At 65.7% G+C, this 16,650-nt stretch carries 9 protein-coding genes; 6 read left to right on the forward strand and 3 right to left on the reverse strand.

All coding sequences use genetic code 11. The annotated features are described in order from the left end of the window. Positions 1 to 19: 19 nt before the first annotated feature. Positions 20 to 4,063 (reverse strand): phosphoribosylformylglycinamidine synthase, encoded by a 4,044-nt coding sequence (gene purL / locus Q4S45_RS09265; protein WP_305511188.1) that lies wholly within the window; start codon positions 4,061 to 4,063, stop codon positions 20 to 22. A 231-nt stretch (positions 4,064 to 4,294) separates the two neighbouring features. Between purL and Q4S45_RS09270 the strand changes: the two genes are divergently transcribed. After that, positions 4,295 to 5,923, forward strand: coding sequence for a tetratricopeptide repeat-containing response regulator (locus tag Q4S45_RS09270; RefSeq protein WP_305511189.1), 1,629 nt, complete (start codon positions 4,295 to 4,297; stop codon positions 5,921 to 5,923). Between the two features lie 194 nt (positions 5,924 to 6,117). On the opposite strand, the gene Q4S45_RS09275 is transcribed toward Q4S45_RS09270, so the two are convergent. Beyond that, positions 6,118 to 9,738: a hydantoinase B/oxoprolinase family protein gene (locus tag Q4S45_RS09275; RefSeq protein ID WP_305511192.1), complete on the reverse strand. Its 3,621-nt coding sequence runs from the start codon at positions 9,736 to 9,738 to the stop codon at positions 6,118 to 6,120. Positions 9,739 to 9,830: 92 nt separating this feature from the next. Between Q4S45_RS09275 and Q4S45_RS09280 the strand changes: the two genes are divergently transcribed. Further along, a complete protein-coding gene (locus tag Q4S45_RS09280) occupies positions 9,831 to 11,327 on the forward strand; it encodes an NAD(P)H-hydrate dehydratase (RefSeq protein WP_305511194.1) in 1,497 nt (498 codons plus the stop codon). Between the two features lie 184 nt (positions 11,328 to 11,511). On the opposite strand, the gene Q4S45_RS09285 is transcribed toward Q4S45_RS09280, so the two are convergent. Then, positions 11,512 to 12,228, reverse strand: a complete 717-nt coding sequence (locus tag Q4S45_RS09285) for an ABC transporter ATP-binding protein (protein ID WP_374046087.1) — start codon at positions 12,226 to 12,228, stop codon at positions 11,512 to 11,514. On the opposite strand from Q4S45_RS09285, the gene Q4S45_RS09290 reads away from it, so the two are divergent. The 4 genes from Q4S45_RS09290 (at position 12,227) to Q4S45_RS09305 (ending at position 16,641) form a co-directional block, all read left to right on the forward strand. Beyond that, positions 12,227 to 12,853, forward strand: a complete 627-nt coding sequence (locus Q4S45_RS09290; RefSeq protein WP_305511195.1) for an arylesterase — start codon at positions 12,227 to 12,229, stop codon at positions 12,851 to 12,853. The genes Q4S45_RS09285 and Q4S45_RS09290 overlap by 2 nt on opposite strands. Next, positions 12,850 to 13,926, forward strand: coding sequence for a tRNA 2-selenouridine(34) synthase MnmH (mnmH, locus tag Q4S45_RS09295; protein ID WP_305511197.1), 1,077 nt, complete (start codon positions 12,850 to 12,852; stop codon positions 13,924 to 13,926). Before Q4S45_RS09290 ends, mnmH begins: the two co-directional genes overlap by 4 nt. A 123-nt stretch (positions 13,927 to 14,049) precedes the next feature. Continuing rightward, positions 14,050 to 14,463, forward strand: a complete 414-nt coding sequence (locus Q4S45_RS09300; protein ID WP_305511199.1) for a hypothetical protein — start codon at positions 14,050 to 14,052, stop codon at positions 14,461 to 14,463. A 228-nt stretch (positions 14,464 to 14,691) separates the two neighbouring features. Then, entirely contained in the window at positions 14,692 to 16,641 is a 1,950-nt protein-coding gene (locus Q4S45_RS09305; protein WP_305511201.1) for a serine protein kinase, read from the forward strand. Positions 16,642 to 16,650 lie beyond the last annotated feature (9 nt).

The following is a 16,650-nucleotide window of genomic DNA, read 5'->3' on the forward strand; positions in this document are numbered from 1 at the left end:
CCTGACCCCATCTTTGCCTTTACCCCACGAATTTGCGGGCGTTGCGGTACATGCGCATCCACGGCGATTCCTCGCCCCACGACGTCGGATGCCACGACTGCTGCACCGAGCGGAACACGCGCTCGGCGTGCGGCATCATCACGGAAAAGCGCCCGTCCGCCGTCGTCACCGCGGTCAGGCCCTGTGGCGAACCGTTCGGGTTGAACGGATACACCTCGGTCGCCTCGCCCCGGTTGTCGACATAGCGCAGCGCGCGAATCACCGCATCGGCGTCGCCCGTCTGCGAGAAGTCCGCGTAGCCCTCGCCGTGCGCGATCGCGATCGGCGTCTTCGTGCCCGCCATCCCGCTGAAGAAGATCGACGGCGAGTCCAGCACTTCGACCATGCCGAAGCGCGCCTCGAACTGCTCCGACTTGTTGCGCGTGAACTTCGGCCACGCATGCGCGCCCGGGATGATCGACTTCAGGTTGCTCATCATCTGGCAGCCATTGCACACACCCAGGCCGAAGGTGTCGGTGCGGTTGAAGAAGCGCGCGAACTGGTCGGCCAGCAGATTGTTGAACAGGATCGTCTTGGCCCAGCCTTCGCCGGCGCCCAGCACGTCGCCGTACGAGAAGCCGCCCACCGCGATCACGCCCTGGAAGTCGTCCAGCTTCACTCGGCCCGCAATCAGGTCGCTCATGTGAACGTCGATGGCCGCAAAGCCCGCCTGGTGCATCACATACGCCGTCTCGATGTGCGAGTTGACGCCCTGCTCGCGCAGGATCGCCACGCGCGGACGCGCGCCGCCGATGAACGGCGCCGCTACGTTCTCGCTCGGGTCGAACGTCAGCACCGGCGAAATGCCAGGATCGGTTTCGTCCAGCAGGCGGTCGTATTCGGCGTCGGCGCAAGCCGGGTTGTCGCGCAGGCGCGCGATGCGCCAGCTGGTCTCGCTCCACAGGCGGTGCAGCGCACTGCGCTGTTCGCTGTACACGGTCTTGGCGTCGCGCGTGAACTCGATCACGCCGCGGTCGTTCGGCTTGCCGATGATGTGGCTGCAGGCGCCCAGCTGATGCTGGCGCAGCACGTTCATTACCGCCGATTTATCGTCGGCGCGCACCTGGATCACGGCGCCCAGTTCTTCCGCGAACAGCGCGCGCAGGGTCAGCTCGTTGCGGCGCTCGGACACCTGGCCGGCCCAGTTCTTCGCATCGCCCCAGTCGGCCGCGTGTTCGCCTTCCATCGCCAGGATGTCGAGATTGATCGACAGGCCGCAGCGGCCGGCGAACGCCATCTCGCACAGCGCCGCATACAGGCCGCCGTCCGAACGGTCGTGGTAAGCGAGCAGCTTGCCGTCGCTGTTCAATCGCTGGACCGCGTTGAAGAAGCCTTTCAGGTCGTCCGCGCTGTCCACGTCCGGCGTGTCGTTGCCGAGTTGCTGCGTCACTTGCGCCAGCGCCGAGGCGCCCATGCGGTTCTTGCCGCGTCCGAGGTCCACCAGGATCAGCGCGGTCTCGCCGGCGTCCATCCGGATCTGCGGCGTCAGCGTGCGGCGGATGTCGGTCACCGGCGCGAACGACGAGACGATCAGCGACACCGGCGACACCACGGCCTTGGCCGCATCGCCGTCGGTCCAGGTGGTGCGCATCGACAGCGAGTCCTTGCCGACCGGGATGCTGATCCCCAGCGCAGGACACAGCTCCATGCCGACCGCCTTGACGGTGTCGAACAGCGCCGCGTCCTGGCCCGGCTGGCCGCAGGCGGCCATCCAGTTGGCCGACAGCTTGATGTCGCCGATTTCCCTGATTGGCGCCGCGGCGATGTTGGTGATTGCCTCGCCCACCGCCATGCGGCCCGACGCGGCAGCGTCGATCACCGCCAGCGGCGTGCGCTCGCCCATCGCCATCGCTTCGCCCAGGTAGCCGTCGAAGCTCATCGCGGTGACGGCGCAATCGGCCACCGGCACCTGCCACGGACCGACCATCTGGTCGCGCGCGGTCATGCCGCCCACGCTGCGGTCGCCGATCGTGATCAGGAAGGACTTGTCGCCCACTGTCGGCAGCAGCAGCACCTTACGCGCCACTTCCGCCAGATCGAGGCCGGTCAGGTCGACCGGTGCGAAGTCGTTGGTCACATGATTCACGTCACGCTGCATCTTCGGCGGTTTGCCGAGCAGGACGTCCATCGGCATGTCGACCGGGTTGTTCCCGTTGAGGTCATCGACCACCTTCAACTGGCGCTCTTCGGTCGCCACGCCCACGGCGGCGAACAGGCAGCGCTCGCGCTCGCACAGGGCGGCAAACAGCGGCAGGTTCTGCGGCGCGATCGCCAGCACGTAGCGTTCCTGCGACTCGTTGCACCAGATTTCCTTCGGCGCCATGCCGCTTTCCTCCAGCGGCACCTTGCGCAGGTTGAAGATCGCGCCGCGCTTGGCGTCGTTGGTGATTTCCGGGAAAGCGTTCGACAGGCCGCCGGCGCCCACGTCGTGGATCGAGATGATCGGATTGTCGGCGCCCATCTGCCAGCACGCGTTGATCACTTCCTGCGCGCGCCGCTCCATTTCCGGATTGCCGCGCTGGACCGAGTCGAAGTCCAGGTCCGCGGTGTTGGCGCCGGTCGCCATCGACGACGCGGCGCTGCCGCCCATGCCGATGCGCATGCCGGGGCCGCCCAGCTGGATCAGCAGGCTGCCGACCGGGATGTCGTTCTTGTGGGTGTGCTGGTCGGCGATGCTGCCGATGCCGCCGGCGATCATGATCGGCTTGTGGTAGCCGTACACGGTGTCCGGCGCGCCGGCCGACAGGCGCCCGACGTTCTGCTCGTAGGTGCGGAAGTAGCCGCCCAGGACGGGCCGGCCGAATTCATTCGAGAACGCGGCGCCGCCAAGCGGGCCGTCGATCATGATCTGCAGCGGCGAAGCGATGCGCTCAGGCTTTCCATAGAAGGTGGCTGGTGCGCGCTGGGCGAACGGCGCATTGACGCTGGCGGCGTTCTCCCACGGACGCACGGCGCCTGGAATCATCAGGTTCGACACCGTGAAGCCGGTCAGGCCGGCCTTCGGCTTGGCGCCGCGGCCCGTCGCCCCCTCGTCGCGGATTTCGCCGCCGGCGCCGGTCGAGGCGCCCTGGAACGGCGAGATCGCGGTGGGGTGGTTGTGCGTCTCGACCTTCATCAGCGTGTGCGTCAGTTCGGTCGCCGCCGCGTATTCGTGATTCGCGCCGCGCGGGTAGAAGCGAGTGACGGCGGCGCCTTCGATGATGGACGAGTTGTCGCTGTACGCGACGATCGTGCCCTTCGGCGCCAGCTGGTGCGTATTTTTGATCATCTGGAACAGCGACTTGTCCTGCGCCTCGCCGTCGATGGTCCAGTCGGCGTTGAAGATCTTGTGGCGGCAATGCTCGCTGTTAGCCTGCGCGAACATCATCAGTTCGACGTCGGTCGGGTTGCGGCGCTCACGCGTGAACGCATCGACCAGGTAGTCGATTTCGTCTTCCGACAAGGCCAGGCCAAGGTCGGTGTTGGCCTGCTCCAGCGCGGCCCTGCCCTCGCCCAGCAGATCGACCGATTCCAGCGGCTTCGCTTCCAGTTCGCGGAACAAGCCCGCCGCCTCATCGGCGCTGCGCAGCACCGATTCGGTCATGCGGTCATGCAGCAGGCCAGCCACCGCCGCCAGTTCGGCCTCGGTCAGCTTCTTCGCCGCGCCGATGCCGGTACCCAGCAGGCCGGCCTTCAGTTCGAGCGTGTACGCCACGCCGCGCTCGATGCGGTGGATGTGCGCCATGCCGCAGTTGTGCGCGATGTCGGTCGCCTTCGACGCCCACGGCGAAATCGTGCCGAAGCGCGGGATCACGAAGAACGCTTCGGTGGCGCCGCTCGCCTTCTCCGCATGCGCCGGTTCGCCGTAGGTCAGCATTGCCTCGAGGCGGCCGGTGTCCTCGGCGGACAGCGGCGCGGGGGAATCGATGAAGTGGACGAATCGCGCCTGGACGGCGGCAATGTGGGGGGCGGCCGATTGGAGCTGGCTCAGGAGGCGTTGGCTACGGAATGCGGAAAGGGCATTGGAACCCGGCAGAATCAACATGGTTGGACTTTGGTTGATGCAGCGTGGCTGCGGGTTAAGGGTCGAAGTGGCACTGATGATGAGTGAGGCGTTTTTCCTTAGCCCGCTATTATACCGCTCCCTATGAGGAAGCTGGTTCGCCTCCCCTATTGCTTTCCATATAAACAATAGCGTATTGTCCAGCTTCAAGACTTTCCGGCATCTGCCGTTAGTACAAGGAAAGCGCCGAGACAACCCACCAAAGCCGAGCCGATGCAAACCAACAGCAATTTGTCTGTCCTCGTGGTCGATCCCAATCCCGGCATGCGGGGCAACCTGAAGAACATGCTGGCCCAGGCCGGCATCAGCAAGATCGACTTCGCCGTCAGCGCCGGCACGGCGATCCGGCTGCTGTCCACGCGCAGCTTCGACATCATCCTGTGCGAATATGACCTCGGCGGCAGCGCCGGCGACGGCCAGGATGGCCAGCAGCTGCTCGAAGACCTGCGCCACCACAATCTGATTGGCCTGCTGACCATTTTCATCATGATCACGTCGGAGGGCGTGTACGGCAAGGTGGTCAGCGCGGCGGAGCTGACCCCGACCGACTACATCCTCAAGCCGTTCACGGTGGAGATGCTGGCCGGCCGCATTGCTCGCGCGATCGAGCGGCGCGCGGCCTTCCTGCCGGCCTACCAGCAGATCGGCCAGGGCAACCTGCGCGAGGCGGTGCGCTTGTGCGCGCTGGGCGAAGCGGCCCATGCACGCTACGCCGCCGACTTCACCCGCCTGCGCGCCGAACTGCACGTGAGCCTGAACGAACTGCCTGAAGCGGAGCGCCTCTACAGCGCCGTGATGGAGGCCAAGCCCGTTGGCTGGGCCGCGCTTGGCCTGGCACGCACGCTGTTCGCGCAGGAGCGCCATGAGGAAGCCGAAACCCTGTTGACCAAGCTGGTGGCGCAGAATCCGAAACTGATGGCGGCCTACGACCTGCTCGCGCGCTGCCATGAGGCCAGCGGCGCCCCGGCCCGCGCCCAACTGGTGCTGGAAGACGCGGTGGCGATTTCGCCGCATATGGTGCGGCGCCTGCGCAAGCTGGGCGAAGTGGCGCTCGACGCCGGCGACGCCGCGGCGGCCGAGCGCTCGTTCAAACAGGTAGTCGCCAAGGCGAAGTATTCGGAATTCCGCGACCCGGAGGACCACGTCAACCTGATCCGGGCGCTGATCCGCAACGGCGACCTGGCGCAGGCAGGAAGCATGATCCGCGACCTGGAGAAGTCCTTGCGCGGCAATCCGGCGACCGAGGTGTGCAAGGCGATCTCCAACGCGATGCTGCACGAATCGTCGGGCAATGCCGCGGCGGCGGCCGGCGAGCTCAGTACCGCGGTGCAGGCCGTGCGAGCCAGCGCGGCGGTGTCGAGCAAGCTCAAAATCGGGCTGGCGCGCAGCTGCCTGAGCGCGCGGCTCGACCAGGAGGCGTCCGAGGTCATGCTGGCGGTGATGAACGATGTCGGCAGCGGCGTCTCGATGCAGCAGGCGATGGGCGTGTTCGTCAAGGCCGGGCGGCCGGACTTGGCCGAGGGGATGGGTTCCCAGCTCAAGGCCAAGGCCAGGGCGCTGCTCGATGTCGCGGACGAAAAGGCCGGAATGGCCGACTACAAGGGCGCGGTGCATTCGCTGCTGGAAGCGCGCCATATGTCGCCGGGGAACCTGTCGGTGATGTTCGCGCTGGCGAACGGCATCCTGCGGCAAATCAACGAGCTGGGATGGGATCATCCGCTGGCCGAGCAGTGTGCGGGCGTCATCGACACCATCCGCAAGCTCGATGCTGCGCACGCGGAGCTGGGGCCGTTGAACGAGGCTTACCTGGCCGCGAAGCGCAAGTACGGTATCGCGAACTGAAAAGCGAAGATGCGGTCAGCGCCCAACGCCGTAAAGTTAAGCCGTCGTACCTGCGCAGGTAGGTACCCATACTGAGCGTGCTTTACCTCGTCGGCATGCTCAGCATGGGTACCCGCCTGCGCGGGTACGACGGTTTTTAGGCTGATGCGCCTCCGTGCGGTGCTGACTTATTCCTTAACTTAACGGCATTAGGGTCAGCGCCGCGTGAATTCCGGGGTCTGGTCCTGCGGACCTGACCCCATCTTCCCCCACCCACCACCGCCAGGCGTTTCGACCACGAACACGTCGCCCGTCGCCATCTCGACCTTGCCGATATGGCCTAGCTGCTCCACGCTGCCGTCAAGCCGCAGCACCCAGTTCTTCCCGACCGCGCCAGGCTCGCCGCCGGCCATCCCGAACGGCGGATAAATCCGGTTGTTCGACAGGATCGCCGCCGTCATCGGCTCCAGGAACCGCACCTTGCGTACGCCGCCATTGCCGCCGTGCCAGCGCCCCGCCCCGCCCGAACCGTGCCGGATCTCGTAGCTCTCCAGCCGCACCGGGAAGCGGAATTCGAGAATCTCCGGATCGGTGAGCCGCGAATTGGTCATGTTCGTCTGGACTACGTCGGTGCCGTCGAACCCTTCGCCCGCGCCCGAGCCGCCGGAGATGGTCTCGTAATACTGGTAGCGCGCATTCCCGAACGTGAAGTTGTTCATCGTGCCCTGCGCGGCCGCCATCGCACCCAGCGCGCCGTACAGCGCGTTCGTGATGCAGGTCGAGGTCTCGACATTGCCCGACACGACCGACGCCGGATAGCGCGGATTGAGCATCGAGCCTTCCGGGATGATCACGTGCAGCGGCTTGAGGCAGCCGGCGTTGAGCGGGATCTCGTCGTCCACCAGCGTGCGGAACACGTACAGCACCGCGGCCATGCACACCGCCGACGGCGCGTTGAAGTTGTTGTCCACCTGCGCGGACGTTCCGGTGAAATCGATCTGCGCGCTGCGCGCGGCCGCATCGACCCGGATCGCCACCTGGATGCGCGCGCCGTTGTCGAGCTCCAGGCAGTACTCACCATCATGCAACGCCGCGATCACGCGCCGTACCGCTTCCTCCGCGTTGTCCTGCACGTGTCCCATGTAGGCCTGCACCACGTCGAGGCCGAAGTGCGCGACCATCTTGCGCAGTTCATCGACGCCTTTCTGATTGGCCGCTACCTGCGCGCGCAGGTCGGCCATGTTCTGGTCCGGATTGCGCGCCGGGTAGCGCGCGCCGGCCAGCAGCGCGCGCGTTTCGGCGTCGCGTATGAGACCGGTGGCGCCATCGACCAGCTTGAAATTGTCGATCAGGACACCCTCTTCCTCGATCGTGCGCGAATCGGGCGGCATCGAGCCGGGCGTGGTGCCGCCAATGTCGGCGTGGTGTCCGCGCGAGCCAACATAAAACAGGATCCGCTCCCCAGCCTCATCAAACACCGGCGAGATCACCGTGACGTCGGGCAGGTGCGTGCCGCCGTGGTACGGATCGTTGAGCATGAAGACGTCGCCGTCGCGCATTGCGCCGGCATTGCGCTGCATGACCGTCTTGATGCTCTCGCCCATCGAGCCCAGGTGCACCGGCATGTGCGGCGCATTGGCGATCAGGTTGCCGTCGCCGTCGAAAATCGCGCAGCTGAAGTCGAGCCGCTCCTTGATGTTGACCGAGTACGCGGTGTTCTGCAGCCGCAGCCCCATCTGCTCGGCGATCGACATGAACAGGTTGTTGAAGATTTCGAGCATGACCGGGTCGGCGCTGGTGCCTATCGCGCGGCGTTCGGGCAGCGCTTCGACGCGCGTCATCACGATGTGGCCGAATGGCGTCACGCGCGCCTGCCAGCCCCGCTCCACCACCGTGGTCGCATTGTCCTCGGCGATGATGGCCGGGCCGTCGATGGCGTCGCCGGATCGCAGGTCGGCGCGCACGTACAGGGCTGTCTTGCGCCAGGTGTCGTCGCCGAAGGTACGCACCGTCTCGCGCGGAGCCAGCGGGCCCTGGCGCGGCGCCTCCACGACCGCTTCTTCCGCCGGCGCTCCGGACGCGCCGATCGCCTCGACCGACACCGCTTCCACCACCAGCGCCTTGGCCGGCATCAGGAAAGAGAAGCGCTTCTTGTAGGCCGTTTCGAACTGGCGCTTCATTCCCGCCGGGTCGTCGAACAGCACGATGATGGCCGAATCGGTGCCTTCGTAGCGCAGGTGGACGCGCCGGACGAGGGTGATGCGTTCAGGCGCGACGTCCTGCGCCAGCAGTTCCTGCCGCACGCCCTCGCCGAGCGCGTCCAGCCGCAGCGCCAGGTCGTCCGCCGCATCGAGCCGCAGTTCGACCGCCGATTCGCGCATCGCAGTCTGGTCGGCCAGCCCCATGCCGTATGCCGACAGCACGCCGGCCAGCGAATGCACGAACACCGTCTTCATTCCCAGCGCGTCGGCAACCAGGCAGGCGTGCTGCCCGCCGGCGCCGCCGAAGCTGGTCAGCGTGTATTCGGTGACGTCGTGGCCGCGCTGTACCGATATCTGCTTGATCGCATTGGCCATATTCCCGACCGCGATGCGGATGAAGCCCTCGGCCACCTGCTCGGGCTTCGGCACGGCGCCAGTGGCCGCGCCAATCTGATACGCCATCTCGTTGAATTGCTTTAAAACCGTATCATAATCAAGCGCTTGCGCACCGTCCTCGCCGAACAGGCGCGGGAAATACGCCGGCTGGATTTTGCCGAGCATGACGTTGCAGTCGGTGACCGCGAGCGGTCCGCCGCGCCGGTAACTGGCCGGCCCGGGATTGGCGCCCGCGCTGTCCGGACCGACCCGATAGCGGCTGCCGTCGAAATGCAGGATCGAACCGCCGCCGGCCGCCACTGTGTGAATGCTCATCATCGCCGCGCGCATGCGCACACCCGCGACCTGGGTTTCGAACACGCGCTCGAACTCGCCCGAGAAATGCGACACGTCGGTCGATGTGCCGCCCATGTCGAAGCCGATCACGCGCTCGAACCCGGCCAGCTGGCTCGCGCGCACCATGCCGACGATGCCGCCGGCGGGACCGGACAGGATGCTGTCCTTGCCGTGGAAGGCGCGCGCGTCGGTCAGCCCGCCGTTCGACTGCATGAACTGCAGGTTCACGCCCGGCATCTGCGACGCCACCTGTTCGACGTAGCGGCCGAGGTTCGGCGACAGGTAGGCGTCCACCACCGTGGTGTCGCCGCGCGCCACCAGCTTCATCATCGGACTGACCTGGTGCGACACCGACACCTGCGTAAAGCCGATCTCGCGCGCGATGCGCTCCGCCGCCGCCTCGTGCCCGGTGAAGCGGTAGCCGTGCATGAACACGATCGCCAGCGAGCGCAGGCCTTTGTCGTAGACCGCCTGCAGCGCGGCGCGGGTGGCCGTTTCGTCGATCGGCCGCAGCACGTCGCCATGCGCGCCGATGCGCTCGTCGATTTCCACCACCTCGCGGTACAGCAGTTCCGGCAGCACGATGTGGCGGTCGAACAGGCGCGGACGGTTCTGGTAAGCGATGCGCAGCGCGTCGCGAAATCCGCGCGTGATCGCCAGCGCGGTCGGCTCGCCTTTGCGCTCGAGCAGCGCGTTGGTGGCGACCGTGGTGCCCATCTTGACCGCCTCGATGTGCGCGTCCGGCGTAGCGGCAAGCAGGTGGCGGATGCCGGCAACGGCGGCGTCGCGGTAGCGCGCGGGATCATCGGACAGCAGCTTGTGCGTGACAAGCGCGCCATCGGGCCGGCGCGCGACGATGTCGGTGAAAGTGCCTCCGCGGTCTATCCAGAACTGCCAATCCATCCCTGACTCCTCGCTTGTTTCGCCTATTGTATTCGCCGAAAACGTAAAATTAGCGAAAATGCATGTTGGCCACTTCAAAATACAAGAAAACGATGAAACCTCTATACACTGTGGCGCAAATCCGCGCGATCGAACAATCGGCCGCGGCGGCGCTTGAACCCGGCGCCTTGATGCAGCGCGCCGGCCAGTCCGCGGCCAAAGTGGCGCTCGCGCTGCTGGCGGGTCAACACAACCGCTCGGTCCTGCTGCTCGCCGGTCCCGGGAACAACGGCGGCGACGCGCTCGAAGCGGCCGCCAACCTCGCGCACACCAATGCCGGCGTGGAGGTGTCGGTGCTGCACCTGCCCGCGGGCCAGCAGGTGTCGGCCGAAACCGCGACCGCTCTGGAGCGGGCGATGGCCAGCCAGGCGCAATTCATCGATGGCCTTCCCGAGCGCGAGCCTGGCCTGGTGGTGGATGGCCTGTTCGGCATCGGCCTTGCGCGCGCTCTTGACGGCCGCGCGCGCGACCTGGTTGAAGCGATCAATGACAAGGGCTGGCAGGTGCTGTCGCTCGACGTGCCGAGCGGCCTCGATGCGGACACTGGCGCGGTGGTCGGCCCGCATGGCGTGGCCGTTCGCGCCAGCCGCACCCTCACCTTCATCGGCGATAAGCCCGGCTTGCACACCGGCGACGCGCGCGACCACACCGGCGAAGTCCAGGTCGAGGGCCTGGGCATCGAAGCGCAGCACTTGCTGGGCACCGACGCTGAATTGAGCGAGCCGGCGCTGTTCGCTGCGCAGTTGACGCCGCGCGCTCACAATTCGCATAAGGGCAGCTACGGCGATGTCGCCATTGTCGGCGGCGCGCACGGCATGGCGGGCGCCGCGATGCTGGCCGCACGCGGCGCGCTGTTCATCGGCGCCGGGCGCACACTGGTCGCGGCGATGCACGCCGGGCCGGCGTTCGACAGCGTCCAGCCCGAGATCATGTTCCGCGACGCCGCCAACTATCCGCTGGATGCCGGCACGCTGGTGGTCGGCCCCGGCATGGGCGACTCGGCGCAGGCGATCGCGCTGCTGGCCGCGGCGCTGGCCGGCGACGCCGCGCTGGTGCTCGACGCCGACGCGCTCAACCTGATCGCCGAGAGCGTGGACCTGGAAGGCCGGCTGACTGCCCGCACGGCGCCGACCGTAATGACACCGCATCCGCTGGAAGCCGCGCGCCTGCTTGGCATCACCGCGGCCGAAGTCCAGCACGACCGGCCGGCCGCCGCGCGCAAGCTCGCCAGCCGATTCAAGGCAGTGGTGATTGTAAAAGGTTCGGGCAGCGTGATCGCTGCACCGGGCGGCGCACTGGCCATCAACCCGACCGGAAATCCGGGCCTTGCCACGGCCGGCACCGGCGATATCCTGGCGGGCATTTGCGGCGGCCTGCTGGCGCAGGGATGGCCGGCGCGCGATGCGGCCGTGGGTGCGGTGTGGCTGCACGGCGCGGCCGCCGACCGGCTGGTGAGGCAAGGCGTCGGGCCGATCGGGTTGTGCGCCGGCGAACTGCCGGCGGCGGCGCGCGCGGAGTTGAACGACCTGGTAGCGGCGCGGGGAAAGTGACAAGTCAGCACTGACGAAGGCCTGTTAGCCTAAAGACCGTCGTACCCGCGCAGGGGAAACGCATGCGTTTCCCCCATGCTGAGTACACAGGGAAGGCAGAGCGCGCTCAGCATGGGTACCTGCCTTCGCAGGTACGACGCACCAACTTAATTGCGTCAGTACCTGATCCCATCTTGGCGTTAACTCAGACCAGCCGGCCTGCCGCAATCGTGATGGTGCGGCCGCAGCGCGCCGCGATCGAAGGATCGTGCGTGACCAGCACCAGGGTCGAGCCGCGCTCGCGATTCAGATCGAACATCAGCTGGATCACCGCTTCCCCGGTGGCCGCATCCAGGCTACCGGTCGGCTCGTCGGCAAACAGCAGCGGCGGTTCGGTGACGAAGGCGCGGGCCAGCGCCACCCGTTGCTGCTCGCCGCCGGACAGGAACTTCGGATAGTGCTTCAGGCGACTCGACAGCCCGACCCGGCCCAGCATCGCAGTCGCCTTCGCGCGCGCATCGGACTCGCCGCGCAGCTCCAGCGGCAGCATCACGTTTTCCAGCGCGTTCAGGTGCGCCAACAGCTGAAACGACTGGAACACGAAGCCCAGCTTTTCCATGCGCAGCCTGGCGCGGCCGTCCTCGTCCAGCGCGAAGATATCGACGCCGTCCAGGATCACTGTGCCGCCCGACGGGCTGTCCAGCCCCGCCAGCAATCCGAGCAAGGTGGACTTGCCCGACCCCGAGGCGCCCACGATGGCAAGCGTCTCGGCCGGTTGCACTGTAAAATCCACGCTGTGCAGGATGGTGAGCTCGCCGCTGGCGTCGGCCACCCGCTTGGACAGCTGGCGCACTTCGATTGCGGCTGGCGCTTTGGTTGGTTCGTCCGCCATGTTTTTTGACGCTTCAGGGATGTCACGCATGCTTGCTTTTCTCACTCGATGGATGCTCGGCGCGGTGCTGCTGCTGGCCGCGGCGCTCGCCCATTCTGCACCAAAAACGGTGCTCGTGCTGGGCGACAGCCTGTCGGCCGAATACGGACTGTCGCGCGGCAGCGGCTGGGTCGCACTGCTCGAGCAGAAGCTCAAGGCCGAGAAAATCGACGCCACCATTGTTAACGCCAGCATCAGCGGCGAGACCACCAGCGGCGGCCGCAGTCGCCTGCCGGCGCTGCTGACCCAATATCATCCCTCGATCGTGGTGATCGAACTGGGCGCCAACGACGGCCTGCGCGGCCTGCCGGTGCCGGCGGCCGAGGCGAACATCCGTGCCATGATCGATGTAGCGCGCAAGAACAACGCCAAGGTGATGCTGGTCGGGATGCGCATGCCGCCCAACTACGGACGCGATTACACCGAACGCTTTTTCACGATGTACAAGACCGTCGCGCAGCAGCAGAAGGCGCCGCTGGTGCCGTTCATGCTCGAAGGCGTGGCCGAGAAGCCGGCCCTGTTCCAGGCCGACCGCCTGCACCCGACCGCGCAAGCGCATCCGACGATCCTGGCCAATATCTGGCCGACCTTCCTTCCCCTCTTGAAAGCACGATGAAATATCCGGCCCTCCTTAATTTCATGCACGTCCTGCCCATGCTCGACGAGTTCGACGCCATCATCGACGTGCGCAGCGAGTCGGAATACGCGCTGGACCACATCCCAGGTGCGATCAACTGCCCGGTGCTCGACGACCAGCAGCGCATCGAAGTGGGCACCATGTACAAGCAAGTCAACTCGTTCGAGGCCAAGAAGGTCGGAGCGGCGATGGTGTCGCATAATATCGCGCGCCACATCGAAACCCTGTGGATCGACAAGCCGCGCGACTGGAAGCCGCTGATCTACTGCTGGCGCGGCGGCAACCGCAGCGGCGCGATGGCGCACGTCCTGGCCAAGATCGGCTGGCCCGCGATCCAGCTCGACGGCGGCTACAAGGCCTACCGGGCGCATGTCAGCGCCGCGCTGGAGCACCCGCCGCAACTGAAGTTCAAGGTCATCTGCGGCACTACCGGCAGCGGCAAGAGCCGCCTGCTCGAAGTGCTGGACTCGATCGGCGCGCAAGTACTCGACCTCGAGCAGCTTGCAGCCCATCGCGGCTCCGTGCTTGGCCATCTGCCGAGCCAGCCGCAACCCTCGCAAAAGAAATTCGAAACCCTCATCTGGGACAAGCTGCGCCGCTTCGATCCTGCGCGGCCTGTGTTCGTCGAGTCGGAGAGCAAGAAGGTCGGCAACCTGCGCGTGCCGGATGCGCTGATGGAGCAGATGCGACTGTCGCCTTGTATCTCGCTGACCTTGTCGCGGCCGAACCGCGTGCGCCTGCTGATGGAGGACTACCGCCATTTCACCGCCGACCCGGCGCTGCTCAACACCCAGCTCGATTGCCTGGTCAAGCTGCACGGGCGCGAAAAGATCGACGCCTGGCACGCGATGGCCAACAGCGGCGCCATGCCGCAGCTGGTGGACGAACTGCTGTTGGACCATTACGATCCCGCCTACCTGCGCTCCATCGACCGCAACTTCACCTTGTTCGCGCAGGCCGAGGTGCTGGAATTGGGCGACATCGGCGCGGCCGATTTCCTGGCCGCTGCGCAGTCTTTGCACGCCAAATACGCGAGTGCTGATTTTTCTTAGGAAGTGGGAACCAATCCCAGTATGGGCAGAATATTGGATACACGGCACCGTGACCGGGTTCTGCTTCTGGCGGCCCAAAGCGGTCTTAGGTAGTCAGGATTTTTTGCACGTTAAGGGGTGGTAATGATTCAATCTGCGGAGGAGTTCGTTACGCTTCGAACTAGTGTTGGCAGCGCGGAGTACGACCGTGCCGCGACTGAGCAAGCATCAATCGAGACTTGGACCGATGTAATCATCCGTTTCCCCGAGATGCGAACATGGGTAGCTCATAACAAGACAGTGCCGCTTGAGATACTGAAGGTTCTCGCTACAGATTCGAACCGATTAGTACGCACCTCAGTAGCAGAGAAGAGGAAGCTGGATCGAGAGCTTTTTGAAACTCTTTCACGCGACTCAGATGAGCTTGTAAGACAAACTATTGCTCGCAACAAAAAGACGCCTGCTGAAATCATTGCCCGGCTCGTTCGCGACGACAATCTTTTCGTGAGAGATGCGGCATTAGCGGCAAATCGCCGGATGCTGGCCGCAAGCGAATGACTGCAATGGATAGCGGACGCGGTCGCGGAGAAACGAAGGTTGGATGTCGGTTTGCGACTGTTAAAGCGGACGCACAGATCGCTTGCATTTCGATCGACGGATACCTGTAGCCGCTCTTGCTCATCTTCTGTGCCAAAAGGTTCAGTTGAGCCGATTGACGCCCCTCACCCGACCGCTCGCTGGCGCGCCCATACTGGTCCTTGAGGCGCCCATCGAACCGGAGGAAACGTGACGCAACAAGGCGAAGACCCCAACCAGCAGGCGCGCTTCATCGAAAGCCTCGGCAGGTTCACCCGGGAGCACCGCGCTGGCCAGTGGTCGGGCACCTTCTCGGCCTTCATGCACGACATCCTCCCGCACGCGCCTGAACGTGTCACGCGCAGTTCGCACCAATACATCTGGGACATGCTGCGCGCCACCGTCAGCGTCGACGAGAACGGCCGCCACCGCTGCGCCCTGTTCGCCGACGAACTGTTCGGCATCGACGAGGCGCTCGAACGCGTGATCGATTACTTCAAGGCCGCGGCGGCCGGCTCCGAAGTCGGGCGCCGCCTGCTGCTCCTGCTCGGGCCGCCGTCCGGCGGCAAATCGACCATGGTCATCCTGCTCAAGCGCGGCCTGGAAGAATACAGCCACACCGACGAAGGCGCGATGTACGCGATCGCCGGCTGCCCGGTGCACGAGTCGCCGCTGCACCTGGTCCCCCACAGCCTGCGCGCCGCCTCGCGCGCCACCTACGGCATCGACATCGCCGGCGAGTTGTGTCCGCATTGCCGCGCGCGCCTGGACAACGACTTCGCCGGCGACTTCCTGCAGATGCCGGTGGAGCGCTTCTTCGTCTCCGAGGCCGGCCGCAGCGCAATCGGCACCTACGCGCCGCACGACCCCAGCACCGCCGACCTGGCGGACCTGGTCGGCTCGGTCGACCTGTCCAAGGTGGCCGAATACGGCGACGAAGGCGATCCGCGCGCCTGGTCCTGGTCCGGAGCCGTGTACGCGGCCAGCCGCGGCGTGCTGGAAATGATTGAGATCCTCAAGGTCAAGCGCGAGTTTCTCTACCTGCTGCTGACGCTCACGCAGGAACGCAACGTCAAGGTGTCGCGCTTCCCGCTCATTTACCTCGACGAAACCATCCTGGCGCACACCAACCTGGCCGAATTCCGCAAGTTCCTGCAGGAGAGCGAGAACGAAGCGCTGCTCGATCGCATGGTGATCATCCAGGTGCCCTACACGCTCGACTACAAGGAAGAGGCGCGCATCTACGCCAAGCTGATTTCTTCCGCCGCGCCGGCGTTTCGCGATGTGCACCTGGATCCTCACGTGCTGCACGCGGCGGCCGTGTTCGCGATTCTCAGCCGCATCCAGGACGCCGACCAGAAGGAACTGGACCTGGTGCGCAAGGTGCGCATCCACGCCGACGAGGAAGTCGATGGCGTCACCCGCGGCGACGCGCGCCGCATCAGGGACAAGGAGCAGGCGCCGGACGAAGGCCTGGCCGGCGTCTCGCCGCGCTTCGTCATCAACGCGCTGTCGAACGCCATTATCCAGTCCAACCAAAAGAGCCTGTCGACGATGGACGTGCTGCTCGCGCTGAAGGACGCCATCGAGAGCGACGCCCGCATCGACCCGAAGAAGAAGCGCAAATGGGTCGACTACCTGGTCCTCACCCGCAAGGACTTCTACAACCGCTGGGTCAAGGAAGACGTGCACAAGGCGCTGTTCGTCTCGTTCGCCCAGGAAGCGCAAGACCTGCTCGACAAGTACCTGGACGAGGTCGAGGCCTCGCTCGACAACCGCCAGGTGAAGGACCTGATCACCAATGAGGAACGGCGGCCCGACGAGCGCTTCCTGCGCACGGTCGAGGAAAGGATCAACGTGTCGGAATCGGGCAAGCAATCGTTTCGCCAGGAGGTAGTGCGCAAGGCGATGGGCGCGTACAAGCGCGGCGTCAAGTTCAGCCTCGACAGCCACCTGCAGCTGAACGAAGCGGTGCAGCAGTACCTGTTCGAACAGCGGCGCGACGTGCTGCGGCTGGTCAGCTCGACCCGGCGTCCGGACGACGAGGTGCGCACCAAGGTGTCGGCGGTGGCGCAGCGGCTGGTCGACGAATACGGCTACGACAGCCACAGCGCGCGCGAGGCGCTCAACTACGTGACGACATTGCTGGCGCAGGAATAGCAAAGCCGG

The sequence above is a fragment of the Massilia sp. R2A-15 genome (assembly GCF_030704305.1).
Classification (GTDB): Bacteria; Pseudomonadota; Gammaproteobacteria; order Burkholderiales; family Burkholderiaceae_D; genus JAFCUW01.

Bases quoted from the DNA above. Each gene is read 5' to 3' on its own strand.
- Q4S45_RS09270 (WP_305511189.1), top strand. From the start codon at position 4,295: ATGCAAACCAACAGCAATTTGTCTGTCCTCGTGGTCGATCCCAATCCC.
- Q4S45_RS09275 (WP_305511192.1), bottom strand. From the start codon at position 9,738: ATGGATTGGCAGTTCTGGATAGACCGCGGAGGCACTTTCACCGACATC.
- mnmH (WP_305511197.1), top strand. From the start codon at position 12,850: ATGAAATATCCGGCCCTCCTTAATTTCATGCACGTCCTGCCCATGCTC.
- Q4S45_RS09285 (WP_374046087.1), bottom strand. From the start codon at position 12,228: ATGCGTGACATCCCTGAAGCGTCAAAAAACATGGCGGACGAACCAACC.
- Q4S45_RS09290 (WP_305511195.1), top strand. From the start codon at position 12,227: ATGCTTGCTTTTCTCACTCGATGGATGCTCGGCGCGGTGCTGCTGCTG.
- Q4S45_RS09300 (WP_305511199.1), top strand. From the start codon at position 14,050: ATGATTCAATCTGCGGAGGAGTTCGTTACGCTTCGAACTAGTGTTGGC.
- purL (WP_305511188.1), bottom strand. From the start codon at position 4,063: ATGTTGATTCTGCCGGGTTCCAATGCCCTTTCCGCATTCCGTAGCCAA.
- Q4S45_RS09280 (WP_305511194.1), top strand. From the start codon at position 9,831: ATGAAACCTCTATACACTGTGGCGCAAATCCGCGCGATCGAACAATCG.